We start from the raw sequence: 25,071 nt of genomic DNA, 5'->3' as shown, positions 1-25,071 counted from the left end.
AGAGGTCGAACGATGAACCCCTCACCCCAGCCCTCTCCCCGCAAAAACATGCGGGGAGAGGGAGCGCCACGCCAAGCGATCCGGGTAGGACGATGGCGGGGACACAGCGGGCGAGTTTCAGGTCAGGGGGCACTGCTGCCGCCCTCGCCGTGATAGGCCTCGCGATTGCCGTCGCGTTCGCCACGCCCGCCTTTGCCGAGTCCCCCACCCCACCGCAGTTCACCGACGTGGCCGAAGCCGCCGGCATTCGCTTCAAGCACAACTTCGGCGCCGACAAGCTGGAGAACGTGCTGATGACCACCGGCAGTGGCGCCGCGCTGTGCGACTTCGACAACGACGGCTGGCTCGATGCCTTCCTGGTCAACGGCACCTTTTTCGACGCCGACGGCAAGCCGCGCGCGGACAAGTTCACGACGCATGCGCTGTATCGCAACCTGAAGAACGGCAAGTTCGAAGACGTCACGAAAGCGGCCGGTCTCGCCCAGCCGTCGTACGGTCAGGGCGTCACCTGCACCGATTTCGACGGCGACGGCTTCGTCGATCTCTTCATTACGAATTACGGCCCCAATCGCTTGTACCGCAATCGCGGCAACCTCGCCTTCGAGGACGTGACCGACCGCGCCGGCGTTGGCGGCGGCGATCGCTGGCACGCCGGCGCAGCGTTCTTTGACTACGACGGCGACGGCGACCTCGACCTGTACGTGAGCACCTACGTCAAGTTCAAGCCCGCCATGAGCGGCGTCCACGCCTCCTCGTTGTCACAGAAAACCGGATTCCGTTTCTTCCCCGGTCCCCGCGACTACCAAGCGGAGGCCCACTCGCTCTACCGCAACAACGGCAACGGCACCTTTGCCGATGTGACCAAAGAAGCCGGCGCTGCGGCCGAGGGCGGCAAGGGCCTGAACGTGGTCGCCTCCGACTTCGACAACGACGGCGACCAGGATGTCTTTGTCGCCAACGACGCCTCGCCCAACTTCTTGTTCCGCAACGACGGCGGCAAGTTCACCGAGGTTGGTACGGAAGCGGGCGTCGCCTACGATCCCGACGGCGTCGAGACCGCCGCGATGGGCGTCGATGTTGCCGACGTGAACGGCGACGGCCTGCAAGACCTCTACGTCACCAACATGATCTTCGAGTTCAACAACCTCTATCAGAACAAGGGCCGCATGAGCTTCGAAGACACCACGCGCACGCTCGGTCTCGACCAGGACAATTACCGCCACGTGGGCTGGGCGACCCGCTTCGAGGACTTCAACCACGACGGCAACCTCGACTGCTTCGTCGCCAACGGCCACGTGGTCGATTACGTCGAAGGCTTCTCGCAGAGCATCACCTACCCGCAGCAGCGCATGCTCTTTCTTGGCAATGCTGACGGCCGCTTCAAGAACATGATCGACGAGTGCGGCGAGGTCATGCGCAGGAAGCGCGTCGGTCGCGGCGGCGCGTTTGCCGACTTCGACAACGACGGCGACATCGACATCCTCATGTCCAACTCCGGCCAACATGCCGAGCTGCTGCGCAACGACCTGCCGCGCAACGACCGCTGGCTGAAGATCCGGTTGAAGGGCAAGGCGCCGAATACCGACGCCATCGGTGCCAAAGTCGCCATCCGGCTGGGCGACCGCACGCTGAACACCGAGGTGCGCTACACCCCGGCCTACCTGAGCAGTAGCGACCCGACCATTCACGTCGGCCTTAAGCCCGGCATCAACGAGGCGAATGTCGACGTGATCTGGCCGTCAAAGCAGCGCTCGGTACACACTGCCCGCGCTGCCACCCTGACCGTGATCGAGGAGTCGGCGGAGCCAAAGGCCGAGGAGAAGGTCCGCCCGGCGGCGCAGAAGGCCGCCGGCGCGCCAGCCCCGGCAGCCAAGGTCTCGCAGCCGCCGAAACCGGCGAAGGCGCAGAAGGCTAAGCCGGCGAAGAAGGTACGCAAGCGGAAGTGATCGGGAGGACGTCACGGAGGCAACGATGGACGAACGGCCGCAGGGGAACGGGGAAAAGAGCAGCGGTCTTCGCACGCAAGATCTCGCCACCGAAGGCTGGACGTCACGGCTCGCCGTATTCGTCACGGCGTTCTTGCTGATCGAGTCGATCACCGGCCTGTGGATTTATCTGGCGCCGTTCTCAGCGGCCTCGCAGTTCCAGGTGCTGCTCCACACCGCTGCCGGCTTGGTAGTGCTGATTCCGTACGCCTACTACCAGGTGCGGCACTTCCTGGTCTGGTACCGGCAAACGGTCACGGTGGTCATGATGCTCGGCTATGTGCTGGGGGCGCTGGTGATCCTGTGCTCGGTCAGCGGCGTGGTGCTCACCTGGGAAGCAGCGTTTGGACCGAAGCGCTCGCCGGTCTGGGACCTGATCCATCTGGTCACCGGCATCGTCGCGTTTGTGCTCGTGGCCGTTCACCTGGTGCTGGCCTACACGCGCCGGCGTGCCGGCAGCACGCGCACGCCCGAGTTCGCGCCGGCGGTGCGCCGATTCGTGCGCTGGGAAGTGGCCTGGGTGGGACTCGCCGCCGTCGCGGTTGTCGCCGTTGCGCCGTTCTGGCCCGCGCACCAGATCGAGATGCCGGTGCCGCAGGGTTACGGCCTGTCGAAGTTCATCGAGCAGTTCGACGAGTATCGCGGCAACCCGTTCGCACCCACTTACGCGCGCACCGACAACTTGAAGCTGATCAACCCGGACGTTCTCGCGCACTCCGAATCGTGTGGCAGCGCCGGTTGTCATGAGCAGATCCTGGCCGAGTGGCAGCCGAGCGCGCACCGCTTCTCGGCGGCGAACCCGCCATTTCAGGCGGCGCAGAAGCTGTTTGCCACCGACCGCGAGCCGGCCGAGACCCGTTACTGCGCCGGCTGTCACGATCCGATCTCCCTGTTCGCGGGCGCCAAGGACATTCACAACCTCGATCTCGCCGCCCCCGGCATGCAGGAGGGCAGTTCGTGCGCGGTGTGCCACTCCATCTCAAAGGTCGACCAGCGCGGCAACGCCGACTACGTGCTGACGCCGCCGACCAAGTACCTCTGGGAGTCGACCAAGGGCTGGAAGAAGGCGGTGTCGGATTTCCTGATTCGCGCCTATCCGCACCAGCACCTCGCCGACTACGACCGCAACCTGATGCGTACGCCGGAGTTCTGCGGCGCGTGTCACAAGCAGTTCATTCCCGAGGCGCTCAACCGCTTCGGCCTGGCGCCCAGCCAGAACCAGTTCGACGAGTGGCGCAAGAGCAGCTGGCACGTCGAGACCGATGCGCAAAAGGACCTTGCCTGCCGCGATTGCCACATGCGCTTGGTGCACAATTCCGGCGATCCCGGGCGGGGTGAAGCCGGCGACCAGCGCCGCGCCGCCGCCGACGGCGCCCACCGCCACCACGGTATGATCGGTACCAACATGTTCATGCCCGCGGTGATGAAGCTGCCGAACTGGGAAAAGCAGGTGCAGCTCACCCGCGAGTGGATCGAGGGCAAGACGGTGATCCCGGAGATCGCCCACGTCTGGCCGGAAGGGCCGGTCGGGTCGATCGAACTGCTGGGGCCGGAGCAGATCAAGACCGGCGAGGAAGTCGTGCTGCGCGCCATCGTCATGAACCGCAAGGCCGGCCACAATCTCATCACCGGCCCGCTCGACTTCATGCGGGTGTGGGTGCATCTGCGCGTCTTCGACGGCGTCGGGAATGTTCTCGCCGAGTGGGGCGCCATCGACCCTGCGACGCGCTGGATCACCGACGAGCCGGGTAAGCTGCATGAAATCGGCAATCCGCGTGATCAGGGCACGATGGTGCTCGAAGGCCTGCCGATGAACCGCGAGGGCGTGCCGCTACTGAAGCACGAACTCTGGATGTCGGCCGGCGGCAAGGGCGCGCGCGTGATCTTCCCGCGCTACTCCGACAACCAGGTGTACAAGTTTCGCGTGCCGGCGGGCACGGCCGGGCCCATCACCGTCAAGGCCGATCTCAACTTCCGCCGCTACCGCCAGCAGTTCCTCGACTTGGTGGTGCCCACGATGGAGAAGGACAGCGGGGTCTACCAGTTCACGGTGCCGCAGGATTCCACCGAGAAGCGCATCGCCCTGATTGACGGCACCCCGATGGCCATGCTGGAACCGCGGTGAGGGAAATGCGGCACTGATGAGTTGGTTTCGGGCCGGCAAAGGGCTCTCGCGCAAAGGTAAGGTATGGCTTGCTGTCTGGTTTACGGTCCTCGGAACCGCCGGCCTGACGCTGTTCGCGCTCTGGGTGGAGGCGCGGCGCAAGACCGACCTGGCTGACCCCACCGCGGGCGTCACCGCCCAGTTCAAGGGCAGCGGTACCAGCGCGGCGCCGCCGATCAAGTTTCACGAGGTTGCGCAGGCGATGGGCGTGGTCATGCAACACGGATCGGGGCAGCGCGGCCGAACGTTGCCGGAAGACACCGGCTCGGGCATCGCCTGGGGCGATTACGACGGCGACGGCGACTGGGATCTCTACGTCGTCAACTTCCCCGGGCCATTGCACGGCCCGCCCGATCCCACCGCCACCAATCATCTCTACCGCAACGACGGCGATCGCTTCACCGACGTGACCGATGCGGCCGGCGTGGGTGATCCGGACGGTTTCGGAATGGGCGCTACCTTCGCCGACTACGACGCCGACGGCCGCCTCGATCTGCACGTGACCAACTACGGCCCGAACCGGCTCTTCCACAACCGCGGCGACGGCACCTTTGAACAGGTTGCCGAGAAGGCCGGCGTCGCCGATCCGCTGTGGTCGGCGGGCGCGGCGTGGGGTGATTTCGATCGCGACGGCCACCTCGACCTCTACGTCTGCAACTATGTCCGCTACGACGACACCGGCATCGGCCCCGAGGTCACGCTACCGCGCGGCGGCGGCAACTACGCGGTGCCGTTCACGCTCAATCCCAATTCGTTTGATCCCGTGCCCAATCGCCTCTACCGTAACCGCGGCGACGGCACGTTCGAAGACGTCGCGGAAAAACTCGGTGTGACCAGCCCGGAAGGCCGCAGTCTCAATGCCTCCTTCGTCGACCTCGATGGCGACGGCTGGCTTGATCTCTACGTCAACAACGACGTCTCCGAGAACAAGCTCTTTCGCAACATGATCGGCGACATGGGCGGCAAGGACCTGGTTGCCTTCGCCGACCTCTCGACGATGACCGGCACCGCCGATCCACGCGCCTCAATGGGTTTGTCGGTCGGCGAGATCAACGAGATGGGCGGCAAGGCCGATGGTCTGCCGGACATGTTCCTGACCCACTGGGTCGCGCAGGAAAACGCCTTTTATCAGAGCATCATCACCTCGGGCGGCGATCTGGAGTATCGTGACAAGACCCGGCAGTACGGGCTCGGCGAGATTTCCATCGAGACGGTGGGCTGGGGCAGCGGCCTGATGGACCTCGACCTCGATGGTTGGATCGACGTGGTGGTTGCCAACGGCAGCACGCTGGAGCACAAGGAGAACCCGCAGCAGCTGATCGCCGAGCCGATGTTTGTCTTCTGGAACGACGGCAAGCAGTTTCACAACGTCGCGGCAACAGCGGGCGAAACGCTCGCCGCGTCGCACGATGCCCGTGGCCTCGCCGCGGCGGACTACGACGACGACGGCAAGGTCGACCTCGCCGTCGCCATCAACCGCGGCCAGCCAATGCTGCTCCATAACGAGACAGAGACCGCCAACCGCGGACTGACCGTCACGCTGAAAGGACGCCCATCGGAGTGCTTCGGCGCAAAGGTGGAGGTGGTCGTTAACGGCCGGCGCCAGTATCGCTGGTGGGGGGCCGACGTGACCTTCCTCGGCATGCACGCCGCCGAGATGATCTTCGGACTCGGCCGGAGCGAAGCGGCCGAGGAGGTGCACGTCAAGTGGGCCGATGGTAAAGAGACCACGCTAACCAACGTGCCCGCCGGCAAAGTGCGGGTAGTACATCCTTCTCCCTCTTCCCCTGGGAGAGGGCAGGGGTGAGGGCTGCAATGAGCACACTCCGCTACGCCGCTGCCGCTTGCCAGTTCGATCTGCCCAACCCGACAGGCCGCGGCGAGATCGTCAAGCGCGTCGATCACATGATCGGCATGATCCGGCACGCGGTCGAAGGCTACGCGCCATTTCTGCCGGTCAAGCTGATCGTGTTCCCCGAGTTCGGACACGCCGCGCCGGTGTATCCCACCGCCGCCGAGCTGCGCCGGCATCTCACCGTGCCGATCCCTAACGAGCACACCGAGCGCTACGCCGAGGTGGCCCGCGAGCTCGATGTCTACATCCAGACCGGGACGTTCTTGGAAGAAGACCCGGCCTGGCCACACGCGGTGTTCAACACCACGTGCCTGGTCGGCCCCGAAGGGCTGCTCACCAAGTATCGCAAGGTCAACACCTGGATTCCGTGGGAGGTCAACGCCAGCCCCCACGACCTCGATGGCTACAAGGAAGAGATGTTCCCGGTGGCGCGCACGGCGATCGGCAATCTCGGCGTGGCGATCTGCTATGACTGGATTTTTCCGGAGGCTCTGCGGCAACTCGCCGCCAACGGTGCCGAGGTGCTGATTCGTGTTTCGGCGTACATGGACCCGTGGGGCGCGACCGCACCGATGGACTGGTGGACGGTGGTCAACCGCTGCCGCGCGCTGGAGAACATCGCCTACGTGGTTGCGGCCAATCAGGCCGCTAGTCTGTCGCACTATCCGCCGTTCTCGTGGCCGGGCGGCAGCATGATCGTCGACTACGACGGCCGCATCCTCGCGCAAGCCGATCCGGGGCCGGGTGAGAAGATCGTCGTGGCGCCGATCGACATCGGCGCGCTACGGCACGAGCGCAGCGTGCGCCGCGGCCATCACATGCTAGCTCACTTGCGCACGGAAGCGTACCCGGTCTACCGCCAAACGTTCTTTCCCCCCGGCCAGTGGACCACCGAGCCCGACCTCGACGTGCAGAAGACCAACGACGCCATCGACGCGGCGAAGAAGAGGCTGCGATGAATCACCGGAGAGCCGGACTCACCGTTTGGAGTGCGGCGGCTCGCCGCCGCTTTCGGGCCTTACGGCGGCGCCTCGTGCCATTCCAGAGCGGGAGCAAGCTCCCGCACGCGCACACATACCTCCCTCTCCCCGCACCTTGCGGGGAGAGGGTCGGGGTGAGGGGCCCGAGCAGCCTCGACCGCTCGCACCAGCGCAGTCTCCATCGCGTCCAACGCCGGCTCGGTTTTTACGACCCAGCCGGCCAAGTCATGGACCCCTCACCCCAACCCTCTCCCCGCAAGGTCCGGGGAGAGGGGGCAAATTGCGCGCACGCAGCGCGCTTGGTCCTCGCGCCGAGACGAGCCGGCACATCCGATCAATTCCCTCTCCAGGGTGAGGGCTTCCGACGTCGCCGCACTATGCTCGCAACTCTTGCTGCGCTCGCGCTGGCTCTCCCTCTCTTCGCCGCTTGCTCCCGCCAGGAATCCGACCAGCCCGCCCAGCAAACCGCCGCGCCCGCGGCCGTAACCGGCGTGCCGCCCGCGCAGCTCGATCGTATCGTCACGCTGTTCAATAAGGGTGTGGGCTCGATGGATCGCTACGAGCCGGTCGAAGCGATCAAGGCCTTCGAAGAGGTCGTCACGCTGGCGCCGAACTGGACGCTCGGACGGCTGAACTACGGTATCGCGCTGCTCAACGGGCAGACCGACGAGTACTACGCCAAGGCCGAGGTCGAGCTGAAGAAGGTGATCGCGCAGGCGCCCGAAAACCCGTACGGCCACTACGCGCTTGGCATGCTGCTGCGCCACCTCACCCGCTTCGAGGACGCCAAGGCGCAATTCGAGGCGGTGCTGAAGATCGATCCCGAGGACGCCGACGCCCACTACCAGCTCGGCATCCTGGTCATGGACAAGGACGCCGCGGCCGCGCGCTGGCATTTGGAGAAGACGCTGGCGAAGATTCCGCACCACGAGTCGGCCTGCTACCGGTTGCAGTCACTGCTGGTGAAGGCGGGTGAGAAGCAGAAGGCGGAAGAGCTGATGGCGCGCTTTCGCGCCCTCAAGGCGGCCAAGGCCGGCGCGTTCTCCGGCATGAAGTACGGCGAGATGGGGCGCTACGCCGAGGTCATCCGTGCCTTCCCCGGTCTCGCCGGCGGTGGTGAAGCTGACGCGGCGCCTGCGTACGCCGATGTGGCGGAAGAAGCCGGCCTGCAGCTTGCCGCAACGGGCGCGGCGGGCTGGCCCGGACAAGCTGCCGCCGGCAGCGCGGCGGCGTTTGCGCCGGGCGTGGCGGCTGCCGACATCGACGGCGACGGCGATCTCGATCTGTACATTCCCAGCCTCGGCCCTGACGGGCGTGGCGTGCTCTACCGCAATGATGGAGGGCGTTTCGCCGCTGTGCCCGACTCGGGCATCGACGGCCGCAACGCGGTCGGCGCGTTCTTCGGCGACTACGACGGCGACGGCGATCCGGATTTGTATCTCACCTGCGCCGGCCCGAACCGGCTCTATCGCAACGACGGCAACGCGCGCTTCACCGACGTCAGCGCGGCCACCGGCACAGCCGGCGGCGCAGTGCTCGGCGTCGGCGCGGCCTGGGCTGATGCCGATCACGACGGCGATCTGGACATCTACGTCGCGAACTTCGCGGGCATGGACGCCGCAGCGAAGCCTGGCGCGCCCAACGCGCTCTTCCGTAACAACGGCGACGGCACGTTCGCCGACGTGGCACCGGGCGCGAAGATAGACGGCGGTGAGACCGCCAGCGTCGGCGTCCTGTTCGTCGATCTTGACGACGATCGCGACCTCGACCTGTACGTCATCAACTCCGGCAGCCCGAACCACGTCTTTCTCAACGACCGCGTGGGCCAGTACACCGACGCGTCGGCGCGCTACGCCGAGCTGGCGAATGCGGGCGGCGGCACCGGCGCGTTGTCAGGCGATATCGACCTGAACGGCCGTGAGGACTTGCTCCTGCTGCGCGGTCCGGAGCCGCCGCGCCTGTTCTTGCAAACCGAGCGTGGTCGCTTCGTCGAAGATCAAGCCTTGGCCGCGATCGCGCGCTCCGTCGGTGGCGCAGCGGGCGGTGTGCTCGGCGACCTCGATCTCGACGGCGACCTCGACTTGGTGCTGCTCGGCACGGGCGGCAACGGCCAGCATCGGATTCTGATGAACAAAGGGGCGGGAGCCTTCGCGCCACCGGTCGCGCTCGGAAGCGAACGCGCGGTGCCGGATGCCCGCGGTGCGGTGGCGGCGGACTTCAACGGCGACGGCTCACTTGAAGTGGTCGTGGCACGCGCAGCGGCGCGGCCCGAGCTGTGGCGCGCGCCGGTGCCGGCGGGCCGGCATTGGCTCGAAGTGATTCCGGCCAAGGCCAGCGAAGGTCAAGCGCAATGGGTCGATCCCACCGCCGTCGGTTTGCAGGTCGAGGCGAAGACCGGCCGCCGGCTGCAAGTGGCCAGCGTGCGAGCGTCGGCCGGTTATCTGGGCGGCACGCCGCAGCGCGCGCACTTCGGCCTCGGCGAGCACGCGAAGGCGGACTACGTGCGCCTGGCGTGGCCCGACGCCGTGCTGCAAAGCGAGTTGGAAGTCGCCGCCGATCAGCATTGGCGCGTCACCAAGGTGCTTCGCAAGCCGTCGTCGTGTCCGCTGCTGTTTGCGTGGGACGGCAGCGCCTTCGCGTTTGTCACCGACTTCCTCGGCGTCGGCGGCCTCGGCTTCTTCATGACGCCGGGCGAGTACGCGCCGCCCGATCCGACCGAGGACGTGCGCATTCCGCCCGAGCTGATCAAGCCGCGCGACGGGCGCTACGCGTTGCGCATTGCCGAGCCGCTCGAAGAGATCACCTACCTCGACGAGCTGCACCTCCATGCCTACGACCATCCGGCGAATTGGGAAGTGTATCCCGACGAGCGCTTCACCGGTTCCGCGCCGTTCCCGACGGGACGGCCGTTGGCGGTCGCGAAGAAGATCTTTCCGGTCGCGGCGCGCGACGAGCATGCCAACGGCGTTCGCGATCGCGTGATGCAGATCGATCGCCGCTACGTCGAGCCGCCGATGGACCGGCGCTTCGTGGGTTACGCCGCCGACCACTGGATTGAACTCGATTTCGGACGGCAGCTGGCGAAGCTGCCGGCGAACGCGCGCCTGGTGCTCTACCTGTACAGCTGGGTCGAGTACACCTACTCGCACGTGAACTACGCCGCGTATCAGGCGGGCTTGAAGATGCAGTCGCCGTCGATCGAGGTGCCGGACGGGCAGGGCGGCTGGCAGGTGGCGGTGCCGGAGATGGGCTATCCCGGCGGCCTGCCGCGCATGATGACGTTTGACATTTCGTCACTGCCGGTGCGCGAGCATGGCCGCTTCCGCATCCGCAGCAACATGGAAGTGTACTGGGATCAGATCTTCATCGGCGAAGACGTGGCCGGCTCTACGTTACAAGGGCACACGTTGCGCCCGGCGGTGGCCGAGCTGCGCCAGCTCGGCTATCCGCGCGAGTACTCGCCCGACGGCGCCAACCCCACGCTGTACGATTACCAGCGGGTCGATCAAGGCGTGCCGTTCAAGAACCTCACCGGCGACTACACCCGCTTCGGCGACGTGCGCCCGCTACTGGAAGCCGCGGACGATCGCTACGTCATCTTCGGCCGCGGCGAAGAGATCGCGCTGGAGTTCGACGCCAGGCAGCTTCCGAACCTGCCCGCCGGCCAAAGCCGCACCGTCGTGCTTCACGCCGACGGCTATTGCAAAGACATGGACCTCTACACCGCCTTCCCCGACACCGTCGCTCCGCTGCCGTACCACGCGATGGAGAACTATCCGCCGGCAAGACCTGCGCCCGAAACCCCCGAGCACCGAGAGTACCAGCGCACCTGGAACACCCGCCACGTGGCGGGGTAGCAAGCTCTCAGCGCCAGCTGTAGACAATGACATGACGATAGCTGACCACCTCGGCGCGTAGCTGCTTCAGATCGGCGGCAGCGAGTTGCGCCGCCATAGTCCGAGATCGGTCAACGGCGCCGGGGCGCCAATGCCGGTGGGCTAGATCCGGAGCGCGGACTCGCCGACGGACGGGCGCTTGGTCACCCGCGGGGCCGGCGGGCGGATGTACGACGGACCGCGGGGGCGACTAAAGCCCTGCATCTGCCCAGTACGCTCGGGCAGCACCACGTAGCCGAAGAAGATACCGGTGGCGAAGAAGAACGGGATTCGCATCAGCGCCGGCGAGATCCAACCGGCGCTCAGATCGGTGGTAAGAAAACTGGCCAAGCCGATGAGCGCCGCGCCGGCAGCGAGCACCGAAAGGTTCTCCAGTTTCGCCGCCATGATCAGCACAAAGAAGAAGAAAAAGAAGAATTCCTGGCTGGCGCGGGTCAGCACCAAACAGGCCGAGATCATCGCGGTATCGGAAACCAGCACCGGCGCTTGGGTCCAGGCATCGAAGAAAGCAAACGGCGACACCTGGCCGAGCACCACGTTGGAAAGAATCGCCAGAACCATAACCACAGCCACCGGCGCGGGTGAAACCTCGCCGTTGACTTCGATGAACGCCAAGGCCCCGGTGGCGAGAATCAGGACGTAGCGACAGAACAGAAACGTTTGCTTCCGCTTGATGGCCTCGGCTTCCCGGTGCATCGGCGCAACGAACAGCAACGGCCGTTCCAGTGCGCCGCGAAGCCAGCCGCTAGGCTCGCCCCCAATAACGGACGGCAAATAGATGCCTAGCGGCATTTCCGTCATACCACCGACGCCTCAGTTCTCCTGTTCCGCCTCGGCGGTCCTTGCCGGGTTGCCGGCGATGTTCCGGACGGCACCGTAGAGCTTCTTCCCACCGAACCCGAACAGCATGGCGAACCCGAGGAGCGGCAGGAACATAACGTACAGCGCGCCCATAAACGGCCCCACAGCCATCAGCAGCAGCAGGGGGAGCCGGATGTAGCGGTTATCCGCGGTTCCGGGCAGCATGCCGCCGCCTTTGGCGATCGGTACGATCTCCCAGCGCGCCGGGCTCCAATAGAAGCCGGCCTTGACCACTTCGTTGCCGTGATAGCGAGTCATTATTGCACCTCCTGTGGGTTTTGGTTCTCGTTCCATCCGGTCCTATTCATAAATCGCGGCAGCCGCATGCACCATCGGGATATCGCCCCGGCAGCGGGGGAAAGATGCCTCGCTCCGGCGGGAAAAAGTACCCGGTGGCTGCGAACCGTCCCGGGCCGGTTGCTACGCCTTGGGTACGCCATCATGTGCCGATTGATTTCCTCGCCTGTGATTTCTCTCGCCTTGACTCGCTGGGCAGGGGCGGGCTATAGCTCGCGCCGACTTTTCGTTACGGAGACTTGCAGCAGCTCTGCCATGGTGGCGCAGATGGGGGCCGGTTGGCATCGTTGGACGGAGGATGAAGACCCGACTTGAAGGGCTGCTTCAGCACGCACTTTCGCAAGCCATGAAGGGGGGAGCGCTGCAGTCCACGAGCCTCCCCCCTTTGCTTTTGGAAGTACCGAAGACCCCAGCCTTCGGTGACTTGGCCTCGACTGTTGCCCTGGCGCTCGCCCGCGCCGAACGCCGCCCACCGCGACAGATCGCCGAGACCATCAAGGCCCACCTCGTCGACCCCGAGGGTATCTTGGCGGCCGTCGAGATCGAGGGACCCGGCTACCTCAACTTCCGCTTCTCGCCGGCGTTTTGGGCACAAACCCTGGCCGCCATCGGCGAAGCCCAGGGGCCCCTGCGCTTTGCCGACCTCGGGGCGGGCAAGCGCGTGCAAGTCGAGTTCGTCAGCGCCAACCCCACCGGGCCGCTCACCATCGGCCACGGCCGCAACGCGGTGCTGGGCGACGCTATCGCCCGTCTACTGGAAGCCACCGGCCACCAGGTCACCCGCGAGTATTACTTCAACAACGCCGGCCGGCAGATGACCCTGCTGGGCGAGTCGGTGAAAGCGCGCTACTGCGAGCTGCTCGGTGACCCGCTCGCGCTGCCGGAGGAAGGCTATCGCGGCCAGTATATCGTCGAGATCGCCCGCACGCTGGTGGCGCAGCACGGCGAGCAATTGCGCCAGACGCCGGCGAGCGGCCCGTTCAAGGAGGCCGCCGAGCGCGCCATCTTCGCCGATATCGAACGTACGCTCGAGCGGCTGGGTATACGCTTCGACGTGTATTTCAACGAGGATTCGCTTTACGCCGGAGGCCAGATCGAGGCCGTGCTGGCCGAGCTGCGGGCGCGCGATCTGGCTTGCGAGCGCGACGGCGCGGTCTGGCTGAGGGGCGAGGCGCTCGGCCTCGACAAGGACCGGGTGCTGGTGAAGTCGAGCGGCGAGCCCGCCTACCGCTTGCCCGACATTGCCTACCACGTGCAGAAGCTGGGGCGCGGCTTCGACTTGATCGTCGACGTGCTCGGTGCCGACCACATTGCCGAGAACGAAGAAGTCCGCGTCGCCCTGCGCGCCCTGGGGCAGGCGGCCGAGAAGATCAAGCCGGTCATCTATCAGTTCGTCACCCTCACTCGCGGTGGCGAACAGGTGAAGATGTCGACCCGGCGCGCCGAGTACGTCACCGTCGATGAACTGCTCGACGAGGTCGGCAGCGACGTGGTGCGCATCTTCTTCCTCACCCGCAAGGCCGACAGCCACCTCGAGTTCGACCTCGATCTGGCCAAGAAACAGTCGGCGGACAATCCGGTCTTTTACATCCAGTATGCGCACGCGCGCATCTGCAGCCTCTTTCGCCAAGCGCAGGCGGCCGGCGGGGCACGCCCGCCGGCCGCCGCCGCCCACCTCGAAACCCTGGCCGAAGCGGAAGCCGTGGCGGTGGTCAAACTGCTGGCGCGCTACACCGATATGGTAGAAGATGCGGCGCGAGCGTTGGAGCCGCACCGCGTGGTCTTTTTTCTGATCGACTTGGCGAGCGAGTTTCATCGCTTCTACAACCATCACCGGGTGCTCACCGATGATCCCCAGCGCAGCGCCGCTCGCCTCTATCTGGCGCACGCCGTGCAAAGGGTGCTGCAGAGCGGGCTGGGGCTCTTGGGGGTGCGCGCGCCGGAGACGATGTAGCGCGGGCGACGGCGGGCAGCGCGGGTTTGGAGGCTGGAGACGACGATGCCGAAGAAGAGCAAAAGCAGTTCCGCAGGTTTGAGCATCGGTGCCGTGCTGGTGCTGACCTTGGGCTTCCTGGTGGCGTCGCTGTTGATCTTCGTGTTCGGAATTTGGGTCGGCAAGGACCTGGTCGAGCGCCGCCTAGCGCAAGAAGAACGCGTGGTCCGCAAGCCGGCCGAGCGGATGCTGCCCGAGAGGCAGGCGGGAGAGATCGAGGCGACGGCTCCGGCGCCGCCCAAGGCCGCTGTGCCCGCTGCCGCCGCGACCGCCGTGACCTCAGCCCCGGCGGTGGTCGCCGTACCGACCACGGTGGCGTTGCGGGCGGCTGCGATCGCGACGCCGACACTGGAGCGGGCCACCGCCACCGTAACCGCAAAGGCAGCAGCAGTGGCCACCGCCGCGGTAACGCGGCCCACGCCCTCGCCCACGCCGGCACGCGCCGGACGGGCTGAGGAATGGGCCGACGCTGGCTGGACCGTGCAGGTGTACGCCACCACCGACCCGAATCAAGCCACCGCGCTGGCGCGCCGCCTGCTGGCGAAGGGCTACGATGCCTACACCCTGCAAGCGCCCATGCGCGGGCAGACCTGGTACCGCGTGCGCGTCGGCCGCTTCACCAGCCACGACAAGGCCAAGGAAATGGAGCAGCGGCTCAAGAAGCTGGAGAACCTAGAAGCCGCCTACGTTACCGCGCAATGAGCAATGAAACCCCCGCACCCTCACCGGCGAGCTTGGGCCGAGCCGTACTGCAACGTTCGTCTAGCTAGGGGCGCTGACCCGGGTCGCTCCCATGTACACGCCTGAGTTCGACGAGTTCCGCGTGCTGGCACAGCGCGGGAACCTGGTCCCGGTCTATCGCGAGATTCTCGCTGACCTGGAGACGCCGGTTACGGCCTTCCTCAAAATCGACGAGGGCGGCGACGCCTTCTTGCTTGAAAGCGTCGTCGGCGGCGAGAAGTGGGCGCGCTACAGCTTTCTCGGCGCGGCGCCCGAACTGGTGATGCACAGCAAGGGCCACATTGTCACAGTTGAGCGCGCCGGCCGGCCGCCCGACTCGCAACCGGCCGGCGATCCGCTGGCAGCGGTTCGTGACCTTCTGCACCGCTACCAGCCGGTGCCGGTGCCCGGGCTGCCGCGGTTTTCCGGTGGCTTGGTCGGCTACCTCGGCTACGACCTGGTGCGCTTCTTCGAGCGCTTGCCGGAGCAAGCGCGCGCCGACCTCGGCATGCCGGACTTGTACTTGTTGCTGGCCGACACGCTGCTGATCTTCGACAACATGGCGCAGAAGATCAAAGTCGTCGCGCACGCGCATCTCGACGGCGGCGCCGACTTGCGGGCGGCCTACGATGCCGCCTGCGCCAAGGTGGAGCGCGTGATCGAGCGGCTGCGCCAGCCGGTGGCGGTACCGGCGGCGCCGGCGCCGCGGGCGGCGGCGCCGCTGGACTCCAACTTCACCCAAGAGCAGTACGAGGCGATCGTGCGGCGCGCCAAGGAGTACATCGTCGCTGGCGACATCATTCAGGTGGTGCTGGCGCAGCGTTTCGAATCGCCCCTGCGGGCCCAGCCGTTCAACATCTACCGCTGCCTGCGCACGGTGAATCCCTCGCCCTACATGTTCTTCCTGCGCACCGGCGGCCACACCGTGCTCGGCGCCTCACCGGAAGTGATGGTGCGGCTGGAAGGGCGCGAGGTGACGGTGCGGCCGATCGCCGGCACGCGGCCGCGCGGTACCCAAGAGAAGCAAGACGCCGAGTTCGAGCGCGAACTGGTGAGCGACCCGAAGGAGATCGCCGAGCACATCATGCTGGTCGATCTCGGGCGCAACGATGTCGGCCGCATAGCTCGTATCGGCACGGTGGCGGTCACCGACCGCCTGGCGGTCGAACGTTATTCGCACGTGATGCACCTGGTTTCCAACGTTCGCGGCGAGCTCGCCGGCGGGCTCGACTGCTTCGACGCCTTTCGCGCCACCTTTCCGGCCGGCACGCTCACCGGCGCGCCCAAGATCCGGGCGATGGAGATCATCGAAGAGCTGGAGCCGGTGCGCCGCGGCGTCTACGGCGGCGCGGTCGGCTACTTCGATTTCTCGGGCAACATGGACACCTGCATCGCCATCCGCACGCTGGTGGTGACCGGCAATACGGTGTACATCCAGGCCGGTGCCGGCATCGTCTATGATTCCGTACCCGAGCGCGAGCACGCCGAGTGCGTCAATAAGTCGCGCGCCCTGGTGCAAGCCCTGCGCCTGGCGGAAGCGATGTGACGTGGGTGCTGAACCATGCTGCTGATGATCGATAACTTCGATTCCTTCACCTACAACCTCGTGCAGTACCTCGGCGAGTTGGGGGAGGAGGTGCGCGTGTTTCGCAACAACGCCCTGGCGCTGCCGCAGATCGCCGAACTGGCGCCGGAGATGATCGTGATCTCGCCCGGGCCATGCACGCCGAAGGAGGCGGGCATCTCGGTCGAGGTGATTCAACGCTACGCCGGCACCATCCCGCTGCTCGGGGTCTGCCTGGGGCACCAGTCGATCGGCGCTGCTTTCGGCGGCAACATCGTGCGAGCTGCACGCATCATGCACGGCAAGACCTCGCCGATCCTGCACGACGACCGCACCATATTTCGGGGGCTGCCGAATCCGTTCCAGGCCACCCGCTATCACTCGTTGCTGATCGAGCGGGAGACGCTGCCGGAGTGTCTGGAAGTCAGCGCCTGGACCGCCGAAGGCGAGATCATGGGCGTGCGCCATCGCCAGTTGCTGGTTGAAGGCATCCAATTCCATCCGGAGTCGATCCTAACCATCGAAGGCAAGGTGCTGCTGAAGAATTTCCTGCTGCTGGCGCGACGGCAATAGGACGGCAATTCGTCACAGCAGCAGCGCGGCGGTCAGCGGGAGCTTGTGGTCATGCACGGTGCCGGCGTTGCCGGTAGAGCGAGGGCGTAGTCAGATGGAACTGCGGGACGCAATCGCCCGAGTGGTCGAGCGCCGCCACCTCGAGGCGGCGGAGATGGAAGCGGTGATGCGCGCGATCATACAGGGGCAGGCGACGCCGGCGCAGATCGGCGGGCTGCTGGTGGCGCTGCGCATGAAGGGCGAGACGGTCGACGAGATTACCGGCGCGGTGCGTGCCCTGCGCTCCGAGGCCAGACGCATCCAGCCGCGCGCGGCGGTGGTGGTCGATACCTGCGGCACCGGCGGCGATCGTAGCGGCACCTTCAACATCTCGACCGCAACCGCGTTCGTGGTGGCGGGGGCCGGCTTGACCGTGGCCAAACACGGCAACCGGGCGATGTCAGGCAGCGTCGGCGGCGCTGACGTGCTCGAAGCTTGCGGGGTCAATCTCGATCTCGCGCCGGAGCGGGTGGCCGCCTGCATCGATGAGGTCGGCATCGGCTTTCTGTTCGCACAGGTGTTTCACCCGGCGATGAAGTATGCCGCCGGCCCGCGCCGCGAACTCGGCGTGCGCACGTTGTTCAACCTGCTCGGCCCGTTGTCGAACCCGGCCGGGGCACGTCATCAAGTGGTGGGCGTGTTCGCGCCCGAGTGGGTCGAACCGCTGGCATACGCTCTCGGTGAGCTCGGCAGCGCGCACGCGCTGGTGGTGCACAGCGATGATGGTCTCGATGAAATCTCGCTGGCAGCGGGCACGACCGTGGCCGAGTGGCATGGGGGCCAGGTGCGCTCGTTCCGGCTGACTCCCGAGGAATGCGGGCTGGCGCGCTGTTATCTGACCGACCTGCGCGGCGCCGCGACCGCGGCAGCGGCCGGGGAGATCCTGCGACAGGTGCTCGACGGCACCCCCGGGCCGCGGCTCGAGGTGGTGCTGCTCAACGCCGCCGCCGCCATCTACGCCGGCGATCGCGCCCCGAGCGTGCGCGCGGGGCTGGCGCTGGCGCGTGAGGCAGTGGCTAGCGGCCGCGCGCGGGCCAAGCTCGAGGCGCTGGTGCGGTTTACGCAAGCATGATTCTCGACGACATCCTGGCACATAAACGCATTGAGGTGAGCGCCCGCCGGCGCGCTACACCGCCAGAGGCGCTACGTGACCAGCCGTTGTTCCACGCCGCCCGGCGCGACTTTGCCGGCGCGCTGCAGCCCCCGGGCGCCATCATCGCTGAAGTCAAGAGGGCGTCGCCCTCGAAAGGCCTAATCCGCGCCGATTTCGATCCGGTCGCAATCGCGCGCTGTTACGCCGCCCATGCGGCGGCGGCCATCTCGGTGCTGACCGACGAGCGCTTCTTCCAAGGCCGCCTCGACTATCTCGCCGCAATCCGCGCCGCAGTCACCCTGCCGCTGTTGCAAAAGGACTTCGTGATCGAGCCGTTTCAACTGCTCGAGGCGCGCGCCTGCGGGGCCGATGCCGTTCTGCTCATCGTCGCCGCGCTCGACCGCAGCCTGCTCGCCGACCTCCACGCCCAGGCGCTGGCACTGGGGCTCGAGGCCTTGGTTGAAGTGCACGATGAAGCTGAGCTCGAAAGTGCACTGCGAGTGAAGCCGCGGCTCATCGGCATCAACAACCGCGACCTGCACAGCTTTCGTACCTCGTTGACGACCAGCGAGCGGCTGTTGCCGCTGATTCCTGCCGGCACCATCGTGGTGGCCGAGAGCGGCATCGAGACGCGGGCCGACGTTGAGCGATTGCTGCGGGCAGGGGCGCAGGCGTTTCTCATCGGCGAAGCTTGCATGCGCGCCCCCGACCCGGGCGCCAAGCTCGACGAGCTGCGCGGCCGCAAGCGCGAGCCGGCGCCGAGACGCTGAGCGCGCGCAAGACTGCTCTGATGGTCAAAGTGAAGATCTGCGGGATCACCAATGTCGCGGACGCGCTGCACGCGGCGGCGGCGGGCGCGGCGGCGATCGGGCTGAACTTCTACCCGCCGAGCCCTCGCTGCCTCGACCCCGAGGCGGCGCGGGCGATCGTAGCGGCGCTGCCGCCGCAGGTCTGTGCCGTGGGTGTGTTCGTGAACGAAGCCCGGGCGCGGGTGGCCGAGATCGCGCGGGCGGTGGGCCTGCGAGCGTTGCAGTTCCACGGCGACGAATCGCCGGCTGATTGCCGCGGTTGGCCGCTCAAGGTCATCAAAGCCCTGCGCGTGCGCGACGCCGCCGCACTTGCGGCCGCGGCCGCCTATGACGTTGATTTCGTCCTGCTAGATGCCTATGTGGAGGGCCAGGCCGGCGGTACCGGCCGGCGCTTTGCCTGGGAGCTGAGCGCTGGCTGCGATCGCTCGCGGCTGATTCTGGCCGGCGGGCTAACGCCGGAGAACGTGGCGGCAGCGGTGCGGCTGGTGCGGCCGCTGGCGGTGGATGTGGCTAGCGGGGTGGAAACGCGCCCGGGAGTGAAGGACCCGGAACTGGTACGAAGGTTCATTGCGAATGCACAGACTGCCTGATGCGCACGGCCACTTTGGTGTCTACGGTGGCCGCTACGTCGCTGAGACACTCATGCCGGCGCTGCTGGAGCTCGAGGCGGCCTACCGCCGGCTGCGGCGGGATGCCGATTTCCACCGCGACCTGAAGTCGCAGCTGGCCGATTACGCCGGCCGGCCTACGCCGCTGTACTTGGCCGCGCGGCTGAGCGAGAAGCTGGGCGGCGCCAAGATCTATCTCAAGCGCGAGGACCTCTGTCACACCGGCTCGCACAAGATCAACAACGCCCTCGGCCAGGCGCTGCTGGCGCGACGTATGGGCAAGGCGCGCATCATCGCCGAAACCGGCGCCGGCCAACACGGGGTGGCTACCGCCACGGTGTGCGCGCTGCTGGGGCTGCGCTGCGAGGTGTTCATGGGCAGCGAAGACGTGCAGCGCCAGTCGCTGAACGTCTTTCGCATGAAGCTGTTGGGCGCCGCCGTGCACCCGGTGGCAAGCGGCAGTTGCACGCTCAAGGATGCCATCAACGAGGCGCTGCGCGACTGGGTCACCAATGTCGACACAACCTACTACTTGGTCGGCTCAACCATGTCGGCGCATCCCTACCCCATGATCGTCCGCGACTTCCAGTCGGTCATTGGCCTCGAAGCCCGCCGCCAAATCCGCCAGCGCGAAGGCCGGCTGCCGGATTACCTGATCGCCTGTGTCGGCGGCGGCAGCAATGCCATGGGTCTGTTTCATCCCTTTCTGGACGACGCCGAGGTCAAGATGGTGGGAGTTGAAGCCGGTGGCGAGGGGCTCGACAGCGGCCGCCACGCGGCCTCGATCAGCGCGGGACAGGTCGGGGTCTTACACGGCAAGAAGACCTATGTGCTGGTGGACGAACTCGGGCAAGTCCGCCCCGCGCACTCGATCTCAGCGGGCTTGGATTACCCCGGTGTCGGCCCTGAGCACGCCTACCTGAAAGACACCGGCCGGGCGGCCTATGTCGCGGTCAACGACCAGCAGGCGGTCGACGCCTTGCGCTTACTGGCGGAAAGCGAGGGCATCATTCCGGCGCTCGAAAGCGCGCATGCGATTGCCTACGCCGCCCAGTTGGCGCCGAGCTTGAGCCGCGAGCAGATCATTATCGTCAACCTCTCCGGCCGTGGCGACAAGGACATGAACACGGTCGCGTCCTATCTCGGTGTGACGCTGGGAGAGTGAGCCGCTCATGAGTCGTATCGCGGAGCGGTTCGCCGCCGTGCGCGCGCGCGGCGAGGCGGCGCTCATCCCATTCATCATGGCCGGTGATCCCGACATGGGACGAACGCGGGCGCTGGTGCTGGCCGCGCAGGAGGCGGGGGCGGATTTGATCGAACTGGGCGTGCCGTTTTCCGATCCGACGGCTGACGGGCCAGTGCTGCAGCGCTCGGCGCAGCGCGCCTTGGTGCAGAACGTGTCGTTGCCGCGGGTGCTGGAGTTGGTGCACGAACTGCGGCAGCACGCCCTGGTCGTGCCGGTGGTGCTGTTCGGCTACTACAACCCGATCTTTCGCTATGGCCCGGAGCGCTTTGCCCGCGATGCGGCGGCGGTCGGCGTTGACGGCGTGCTGGTAGTAGATCTGCCGCCGGAAGAAGATGCCGAGCTGCGCCGCCACACCGATGCCGCCGGGATCGACATCATCCACTTACTGGCACCCACCAGCGACGCCGCCCGTATGCGCAAAGTCTTGGGACACGCGCGCGGGTTCGTGTACTACGTCTCGGTCACCGGCGTCACTGGGGTGCGCCCCATCGATCCCGCCGAGGTGCGGCTCATGGTTGAGAAGGTGAAGCGCCAGACGCGGCTCCCGGTCGGAGTCGGCTTTGGCATCAGCTCACCAGCGCAAGCCGCGGCGGTGGCTGAGTTTGCCGACGCGGTGGTAGTGGGCTCGGCCATAATGCGCATCGTCGAGGAGCGCGGGGGTGCTGCCGATCTCGTAGACCAGGTGGCAGATTTTATCGGCCGCCTCAAGGCGGCGACGCGTCGTGGCCAAGCACCGCAAAGCGCCACCGGATCACTTTGACGGCGGCGCTGTTGGCGGTAGGCATTCGTACGGCAATGAGCGAGTACAGCGACACCCTCGCCTGGTTGTATCGCCTCGAAGCGGCGCGCGGCATGGATTTCAAGCTCGAGCGTGTGGCCTTGGCCTTGCGCGCGCTCGGTGATCCCCAGCACCAGTACCCCTGCCTCCATGTCGCCGGCACCAACGGCAAGGGGTCGGTGGCGGCGATGCTGCACGCCATCCTGCAGGCGGCGGGGCATCGGGTCGGCCTCTACACCTCGCCGCACCTGCTGCGCTTCACCGAGCGGATTCGCATCGGCGGCGAGGAGATCAGCGAAACCGAGGTCGTGGCCTACACCCGCGAGATCCACAGCGCGGCCACGATTCGGGGAATCGAGTTGACCTTCTTCGAGTTCGTCACCGCGATCGGCCTCCTCGCCTTCGCCCGCCGCGCGGTGGATTGCGCGGTGATCGAAGTCGGACTCGGTGGTCGTCTGGACGCCACCAACGTGATCGACCCGGAGGCGGCGGTGATCACCACGATTGGGCGTGATCACCAGGAGTATCTCGGCGATACGATAACGGCGATTGCGGCAGAGAAGGGCGGCATCATCAAGCCGGGCCGCCCGGTTGTCATCGGCCGGATGCCGGCTGCCGCCAAACAGGTGCTGCGCGACCTCGCCGCGCAAAGAGGCGCTTCGCTGGTTGATGCCAGCGAGGCGATCGAGGTGGGCGGAACCGGAACGCTGCGGCTTCGTGGCCTGGGCTGGGATGTTGCCGGCATCAAGCTGGGCCTGCGCGGGCGCTTCCAGATCGAGAATGCCGCAACCGCTCTGGCAGCAGCCGCCAGCGTGCGTGAGCGCTTTGGGGTGACCGCCGATGCGGTGCGAGCCGGCTTGGCGGGCGTGCGCTGGCCCGGCCGGCTCGAGGTGGTTTCGACCGCACCGCTGTTGATTCTTGACGGCGCGCACAACGAGGACGGGATCGCCACGGTGGTGGCTGAGCTGCCGGTGCTGATCGGCGCGCGGCCGCTGCACCTGCTGTTTGCGGTGATGCGGGACAAGCACTGGCACGCGATGGTGGAGCGGCTCGGGCCAGTGGTGCGCTCGGCGACCGTTACCTCGGTGCTCCCTCCGCGGGGCGAGCCGCCCGAACGGGTGGCAGCCGAATTCAGGCGTTTCTGCCCGGTTGAAACCATCAGTGATCCGCGCGCAGCGCTAGCGGCAATACTCGCGCGCGTCCCGCCGGATGCAGCGGTGCTGGTGACGGGTTCGTTGTATCTGGTGGGCGCGGTCTCGGGCGCAGCTGCACCGCGACCGCAGCTGCCGGTGCCGGCATATCCCTAGGCGGAGACGGTAGGCATGCGCATGCGCCGGCTGGTGGCTGCCGGGCTGATTGCAGCAACGCTCGGCGCCCCGGCGCGAGCGCAGCTGCCGGCGTTGGGTGATGGTAGCGGCGAGGAAATCGCCATCGACGCCGAGGCGCTGTCGTACGACCAACCCAGCAACACCGTCACGGCGCGGGGCGGCGTGGTGATCAAGCGCGGAGAAACCGAAGTCCGCGCCGAAACCGTGCGCGTTAATCGCAGCACTAACGAGGTCTTCGCCACCGGCGGCGTGGCGGTGAGCGACCCCGAGGGCGTGCTTTTCGCCCAGGAGTTACGGCTCAACCTGGACGAGGAAACCGGTGTGCTGAGGCAGGGCTCGGTGAAATCCAACCGCTTGCGCTACTCCTTGAGTGGCGACCTGATCGAGAAGGGGCTGGGGCAGAGCTACCGCATCGAGAACGGCAAGTTCACCACCTGCCAATGCGACGAAGGCGCACCGAGCTGGAGCATTGCCGGTAAGGAAGTGGAGGTAGCACTGGGCGGCTACGGCTCCGCGCGCGGCGCAACGTTCAACATCCTCGACGTGCCGATATTCTATGTGCCACGCGCGGCCTTTCCGGTCAGCCGAGAACGGCAGTCGGGTCTTCTATTGCCCCGCTTCAGTGCCTCGAGCCGGCGTGGGTTTCAGGTGCTGGCGCCATTCTACTGGGCGATCAATCGCAGCCAGGATCTAACCCTTGCGGCCGACTTCGAAACCGGGGCGCGCACCGGCCTGGTGGGCGAGTACCGTTACGCGTTGAGCCGCGACTTCGCCGGTGAGATCAGCCCTTCGTACTTCAACGAGTTCTTTCGCGGCGCCAGCACTAAGACGGTGCGCCGCAACATCGCCGACCCGGACATCCCGAACGATCGCTGGAGCTTGGTTGCCGAGCACACCAATGGGATCGGCTCGGCCAAGGTCTACGCTGATCTGTTCTTGACGGGCGACGATTCCTTTCTGCGCGAAATCAACACCTTCACTTTCGACCGCTCGCGCGATGTCGCGATTCGGACGCTGCCGTTCACCGCTTCGCGCGTCGGCGCGCTGCAATCGTGGCAGCGTTCGGCACTGCGCGTGCAGGGCACCTTTTACCAGGATCTGGTCGAGCGCGATGGCCTGACCGTGCAACGGCTCCCGGACGTGGAGTGGTGGGGACAGCAGGTATTCGGCGGCCGGCTGTTGGCCCAAATGAACGTGAGCGGCTCGGATTTCCAGCGCCGCGACGGCATCGACGGTCTGCGTCTCGATGTTCATCCCGAAGCTGCGCTGCCGCTCCCGCTGGGAGCAGGGTTCTTTGGTTCGGTGCGGGCGGGCTTGCGTGAAACCGCCTATCATCTGACGCAAACCGAATCGGCAGATGGCCTCAACGGAACACAGCCTGGCCAGTTCGTTCGTTTACCGGCGAATCGAACGCGCGAGCTGTTCCATCTCAGCGCCGAGGCCGGTACCTCGCTCAGCCGCGTCTATGCCTTCGAGCACATGGGAGTCAGCAAGCTCAAGCACACCATCGAGCCATTGGTCGAGTACACGTTCGTGCCCGGCGTCGACCAGGACGAGTTACCGGTCTTCGACGGCGAAGACCGCGATAATCGGCGAAGCCTCTTCACCTACGGTGTGGTGAGCCGCCTGCTGGCCAAACACGCGCCGGAGCCCGCTGCAACCGTAGCCGCGGCGCCCGGCTCTGCCGCGCGGAACGTGTCGGCAAACAGCGTTGCGGAACTGGCGCGATTGTCGCTGACGCAGAGCTTTGACACTGAGCGCGAGATCGAGCCGGTGACAGGACAGGGCACGGCCGGCACGGCCGACCATTTTTCCGACGTGGCTCTGGGCCTGCGGGTGCAGCCCAGTTCGGCGCTGTCGCTGCGGGCGCATACGGACTATGACACCAGCGTGGCGGATGTGTCGTCGGCCAGTGTCGGCTTTCGCGTGCGCGGCGCGGGCCGAGCTGACAGCGATGATTCCGTGCGCCTGGAGACCCGCAACGCACTGGGGGTGACCTATCGGTTCATTACCCGCAGTCTACTGCAGCAAATCGACAGCACGGTGCAATTGCGCCTCACCGACACGTTGGGCTTTGTTTACGCCGGCCGCGTTGATGTGCAGAACAACCGCTTTCTCGAGAACTACTTCGGTGTCCGGCTCTTGTCGCAATGTGACTGCTGGGGCTTTGAGTTCGCCGTGGTGGACAAGTCAAACCCGGAGGAAGTCGAGGCCCGGGTGCAATTCACGCTAGTCGGGCTGGGCTCGGCCGGCGAGCTGCGGCCCGCAACTTCACGCTAGCA

Annotated in this window: 18 protein-coding genes; 16 read left to right on the top strand and 2 right to left on the bottom strand. The window is 66.4% G+C overall.

From position 1 onward, the window contains the following. The first annotated feature begins 92 nt into the window (after positions 1-92). The 5 genes from HY699_07215 to HY699_07195 all read left to right on the top strand — a co-directional run bounded on the left by HY699_07215 (position 93) and on the right by HY699_07195 (position 10,841). Complete coding sequence (locus HY699_07215; protein ID MBI4515589.1) at positions 93-1,946, top strand: CRTAC1 family protein; 1,854 nt, start codon at positions 93-95, stop codon at positions 1,944-1,946. A gap of 25 nt (positions 1,947-1,971) precedes the next feature. Continuing rightward, complete coding sequence (locus HY699_07210; GenBank protein ID MBI4515588.1) at positions 1,972-4,110, top strand: hypothetical protein; 2,139 nt, start codon at positions 1,972-1,974, stop codon at positions 4,108-4,110. 16 nt (positions 4,111-4,126) lie between these two features. Further along, the gene (locus tag HY699_07205; protein MBI4515587.1) at positions 4,127-5,956 is read left to right on the top strand and encodes a CRTAC1 family protein; all 1,830 of its coding nucleotides are present in this window, start codon (positions 4,127-4,129) and stop codon (positions 5,954-5,956) included. Between the two features lie 8 nt (positions 5,957-5,964). After that, positions 5,965-6,963 (top strand): nitrilase, encoded by a 999-nt coding sequence (locus HY699_07200; GenBank protein MBI4515586.1) that lies wholly within the window; start codon positions 5,965-5,967, stop codon positions 6,961-6,963. Between the two features lie 398 nt (positions 6,964-7,361). Then, complete coding sequence (locus HY699_07195) at positions 7,362-10,841, top strand: VCBS repeat-containing protein (protein MBI4515585.1); 3,480 nt, start codon at positions 7,362-7,364, stop codon at positions 10,839-10,841. A 141-nt stretch (positions 10,842-10,982) separates the two neighbouring features. Here HY699_07195 and HY699_07190 read toward each other — a convergent pair whose 3' ends face one another. Both HY699_07190 and HY699_07185 read right to left on the bottom strand, forming a co-directional pair. After that, the gene (locus HY699_07190) at positions 10,983-11,681 is read right to left on the bottom strand and encodes a hypothetical protein (GenBank protein MBI4515584.1); all 699 of its coding nucleotides are present in this window, start codon (positions 11,679-11,681) and stop codon (positions 10,983-10,985) included. 12 nt (positions 11,682-11,693) lie between these two features. Then, positions 11,694-11,999: a hypothetical protein gene (locus HY699_07185; protein MBI4515583.1), complete on the bottom strand. Its 306-nt coding sequence runs from the start codon at positions 11,997-11,999 to the stop codon at positions 11,694-11,696. Between the two features lie 337 nt (positions 12,000-12,336). On the opposite strand from HY699_07185, the gene HY699_07180 reads away from it, so the two are divergent. The 11 genes from HY699_07180 (at position 12,337) to HY699_07130 (ending at position 25,069) form a co-directional block, all read left to right on the top strand. Next, positions 12,337-13,992 carry an arginine--tRNA ligase gene (locus HY699_07180; protein MBI4515582.1) on the top strand — a complete coding sequence of 552 codons (1,656 nt, stop codon included), beginning with the start codon at positions 12,337-12,339 and terminating at the stop codon, positions 13,990-13,992. A gap of 45 nt (positions 13,993-14,037) precedes the next feature. Next, positions 14,038-14,733, top strand: coding sequence for an SPOR domain-containing protein (locus tag HY699_07175; GenBank protein ID MBI4515581.1), 696 nt, complete (start codon positions 14,038-14,040; stop codon positions 14,731-14,733). A gap of 91 nt (positions 14,734-14,824) precedes the next feature. Then, entirely contained in the window at positions 14,825-16,297 is a 1,473-nt protein-coding gene (gene trpE, locus HY699_07170; protein MBI4515580.1) for an anthranilate synthase component I, read from the top strand. 15 nt (positions 16,298-16,312) lie between these two features. Then, positions 16,313-16,888 carry an aminodeoxychorismate/anthranilate synthase component II gene (locus HY699_07165; protein MBI4515579.1) on the top strand — a complete coding sequence of 192 codons (576 nt, stop codon included), beginning with the start codon at positions 16,313-16,315 and terminating at the stop codon, positions 16,886-16,888. 94 nt (positions 16,889-16,982) lie between these two features. Continuing rightward, positions 16,983-17,999, top strand: a complete 1,017-nt coding sequence (gene trpD / locus HY699_07160) for an anthranilate phosphoribosyltransferase (protein MBI4515578.1) — start codon at positions 16,983-16,985, stop codon at positions 17,997-17,999. Beyond that, the gene (gene trpC / locus HY699_07155) at positions 17,996-18,790 is read left to right on the top strand and encodes an indole-3-glycerol phosphate synthase TrpC (protein MBI4515577.1); all 795 of its coding nucleotides are present in this window, start codon (positions 17,996-17,998) and stop codon (positions 18,788-18,790) included. The genes trpD and trpC overlap by 4 nt, the downstream gene beginning before the upstream one ends. 20 nt (positions 18,791-18,810) lie before the next feature. After that, complete coding sequence (locus HY699_07150; protein MBI4515576.1) at positions 18,811-19,419, top strand: phosphoribosylanthranilate isomerase; 609 nt, start codon at positions 18,811-18,813, stop codon at positions 19,417-19,419. Then, a complete protein-coding gene (trpB, locus tag HY699_07145) occupies positions 19,403-20,602 on the top strand; it encodes a tryptophan synthase subunit beta (protein ID MBI4515575.1) in 1,200 nt (399 codons plus the stop codon). Before HY699_07150 ends, trpB begins: the two co-directional genes overlap by 17 nt. A 7-nt stretch (positions 20,603-20,609) precedes the next feature. Continuing rightward, entirely contained in the window at positions 20,610-21,443 is an 834-nt protein-coding gene (locus HY699_07140) for a tryptophan synthase subunit alpha (protein ID MBI4515574.1), read from the top strand. Positions 21,444-21,454: 11 nt separating this feature from the next. Continuing rightward, positions 21,455-22,768, top strand: a complete 1,314-nt coding sequence (locus tag HY699_07135) for a bifunctional folylpolyglutamate synthase/dihydrofolate synthase (protein ID MBI4515573.1) — start codon at positions 21,455-21,457, stop codon at positions 22,766-22,768. 15 nt (positions 22,769-22,783) lie between these two features. Then, positions 22,784-25,069: an LPS-assembly protein LptD gene (locus tag HY699_07130; protein ID MBI4515572.1), complete on the top strand. Its 2,286-nt coding sequence runs from the start codon at positions 22,784-22,786 to the stop codon at positions 25,067-25,069. The last annotated feature ends 2 nt before the right edge of the window (positions 25,070-25,071 follow it).

The sequence above is a fragment of the Deltaproteobacteria bacterium genome (assembly GCA_016210005.1).
Classification (GTDB): Bacteria; Desulfobacterota; Binatia; order HRBIN30; family JACQVA1; genus JACQVA1.
The sequence above is the reverse complement of the archived record's forward strand: the minus strand, read 5'-3'. Positions and strand labels throughout refer to the sequence as shown.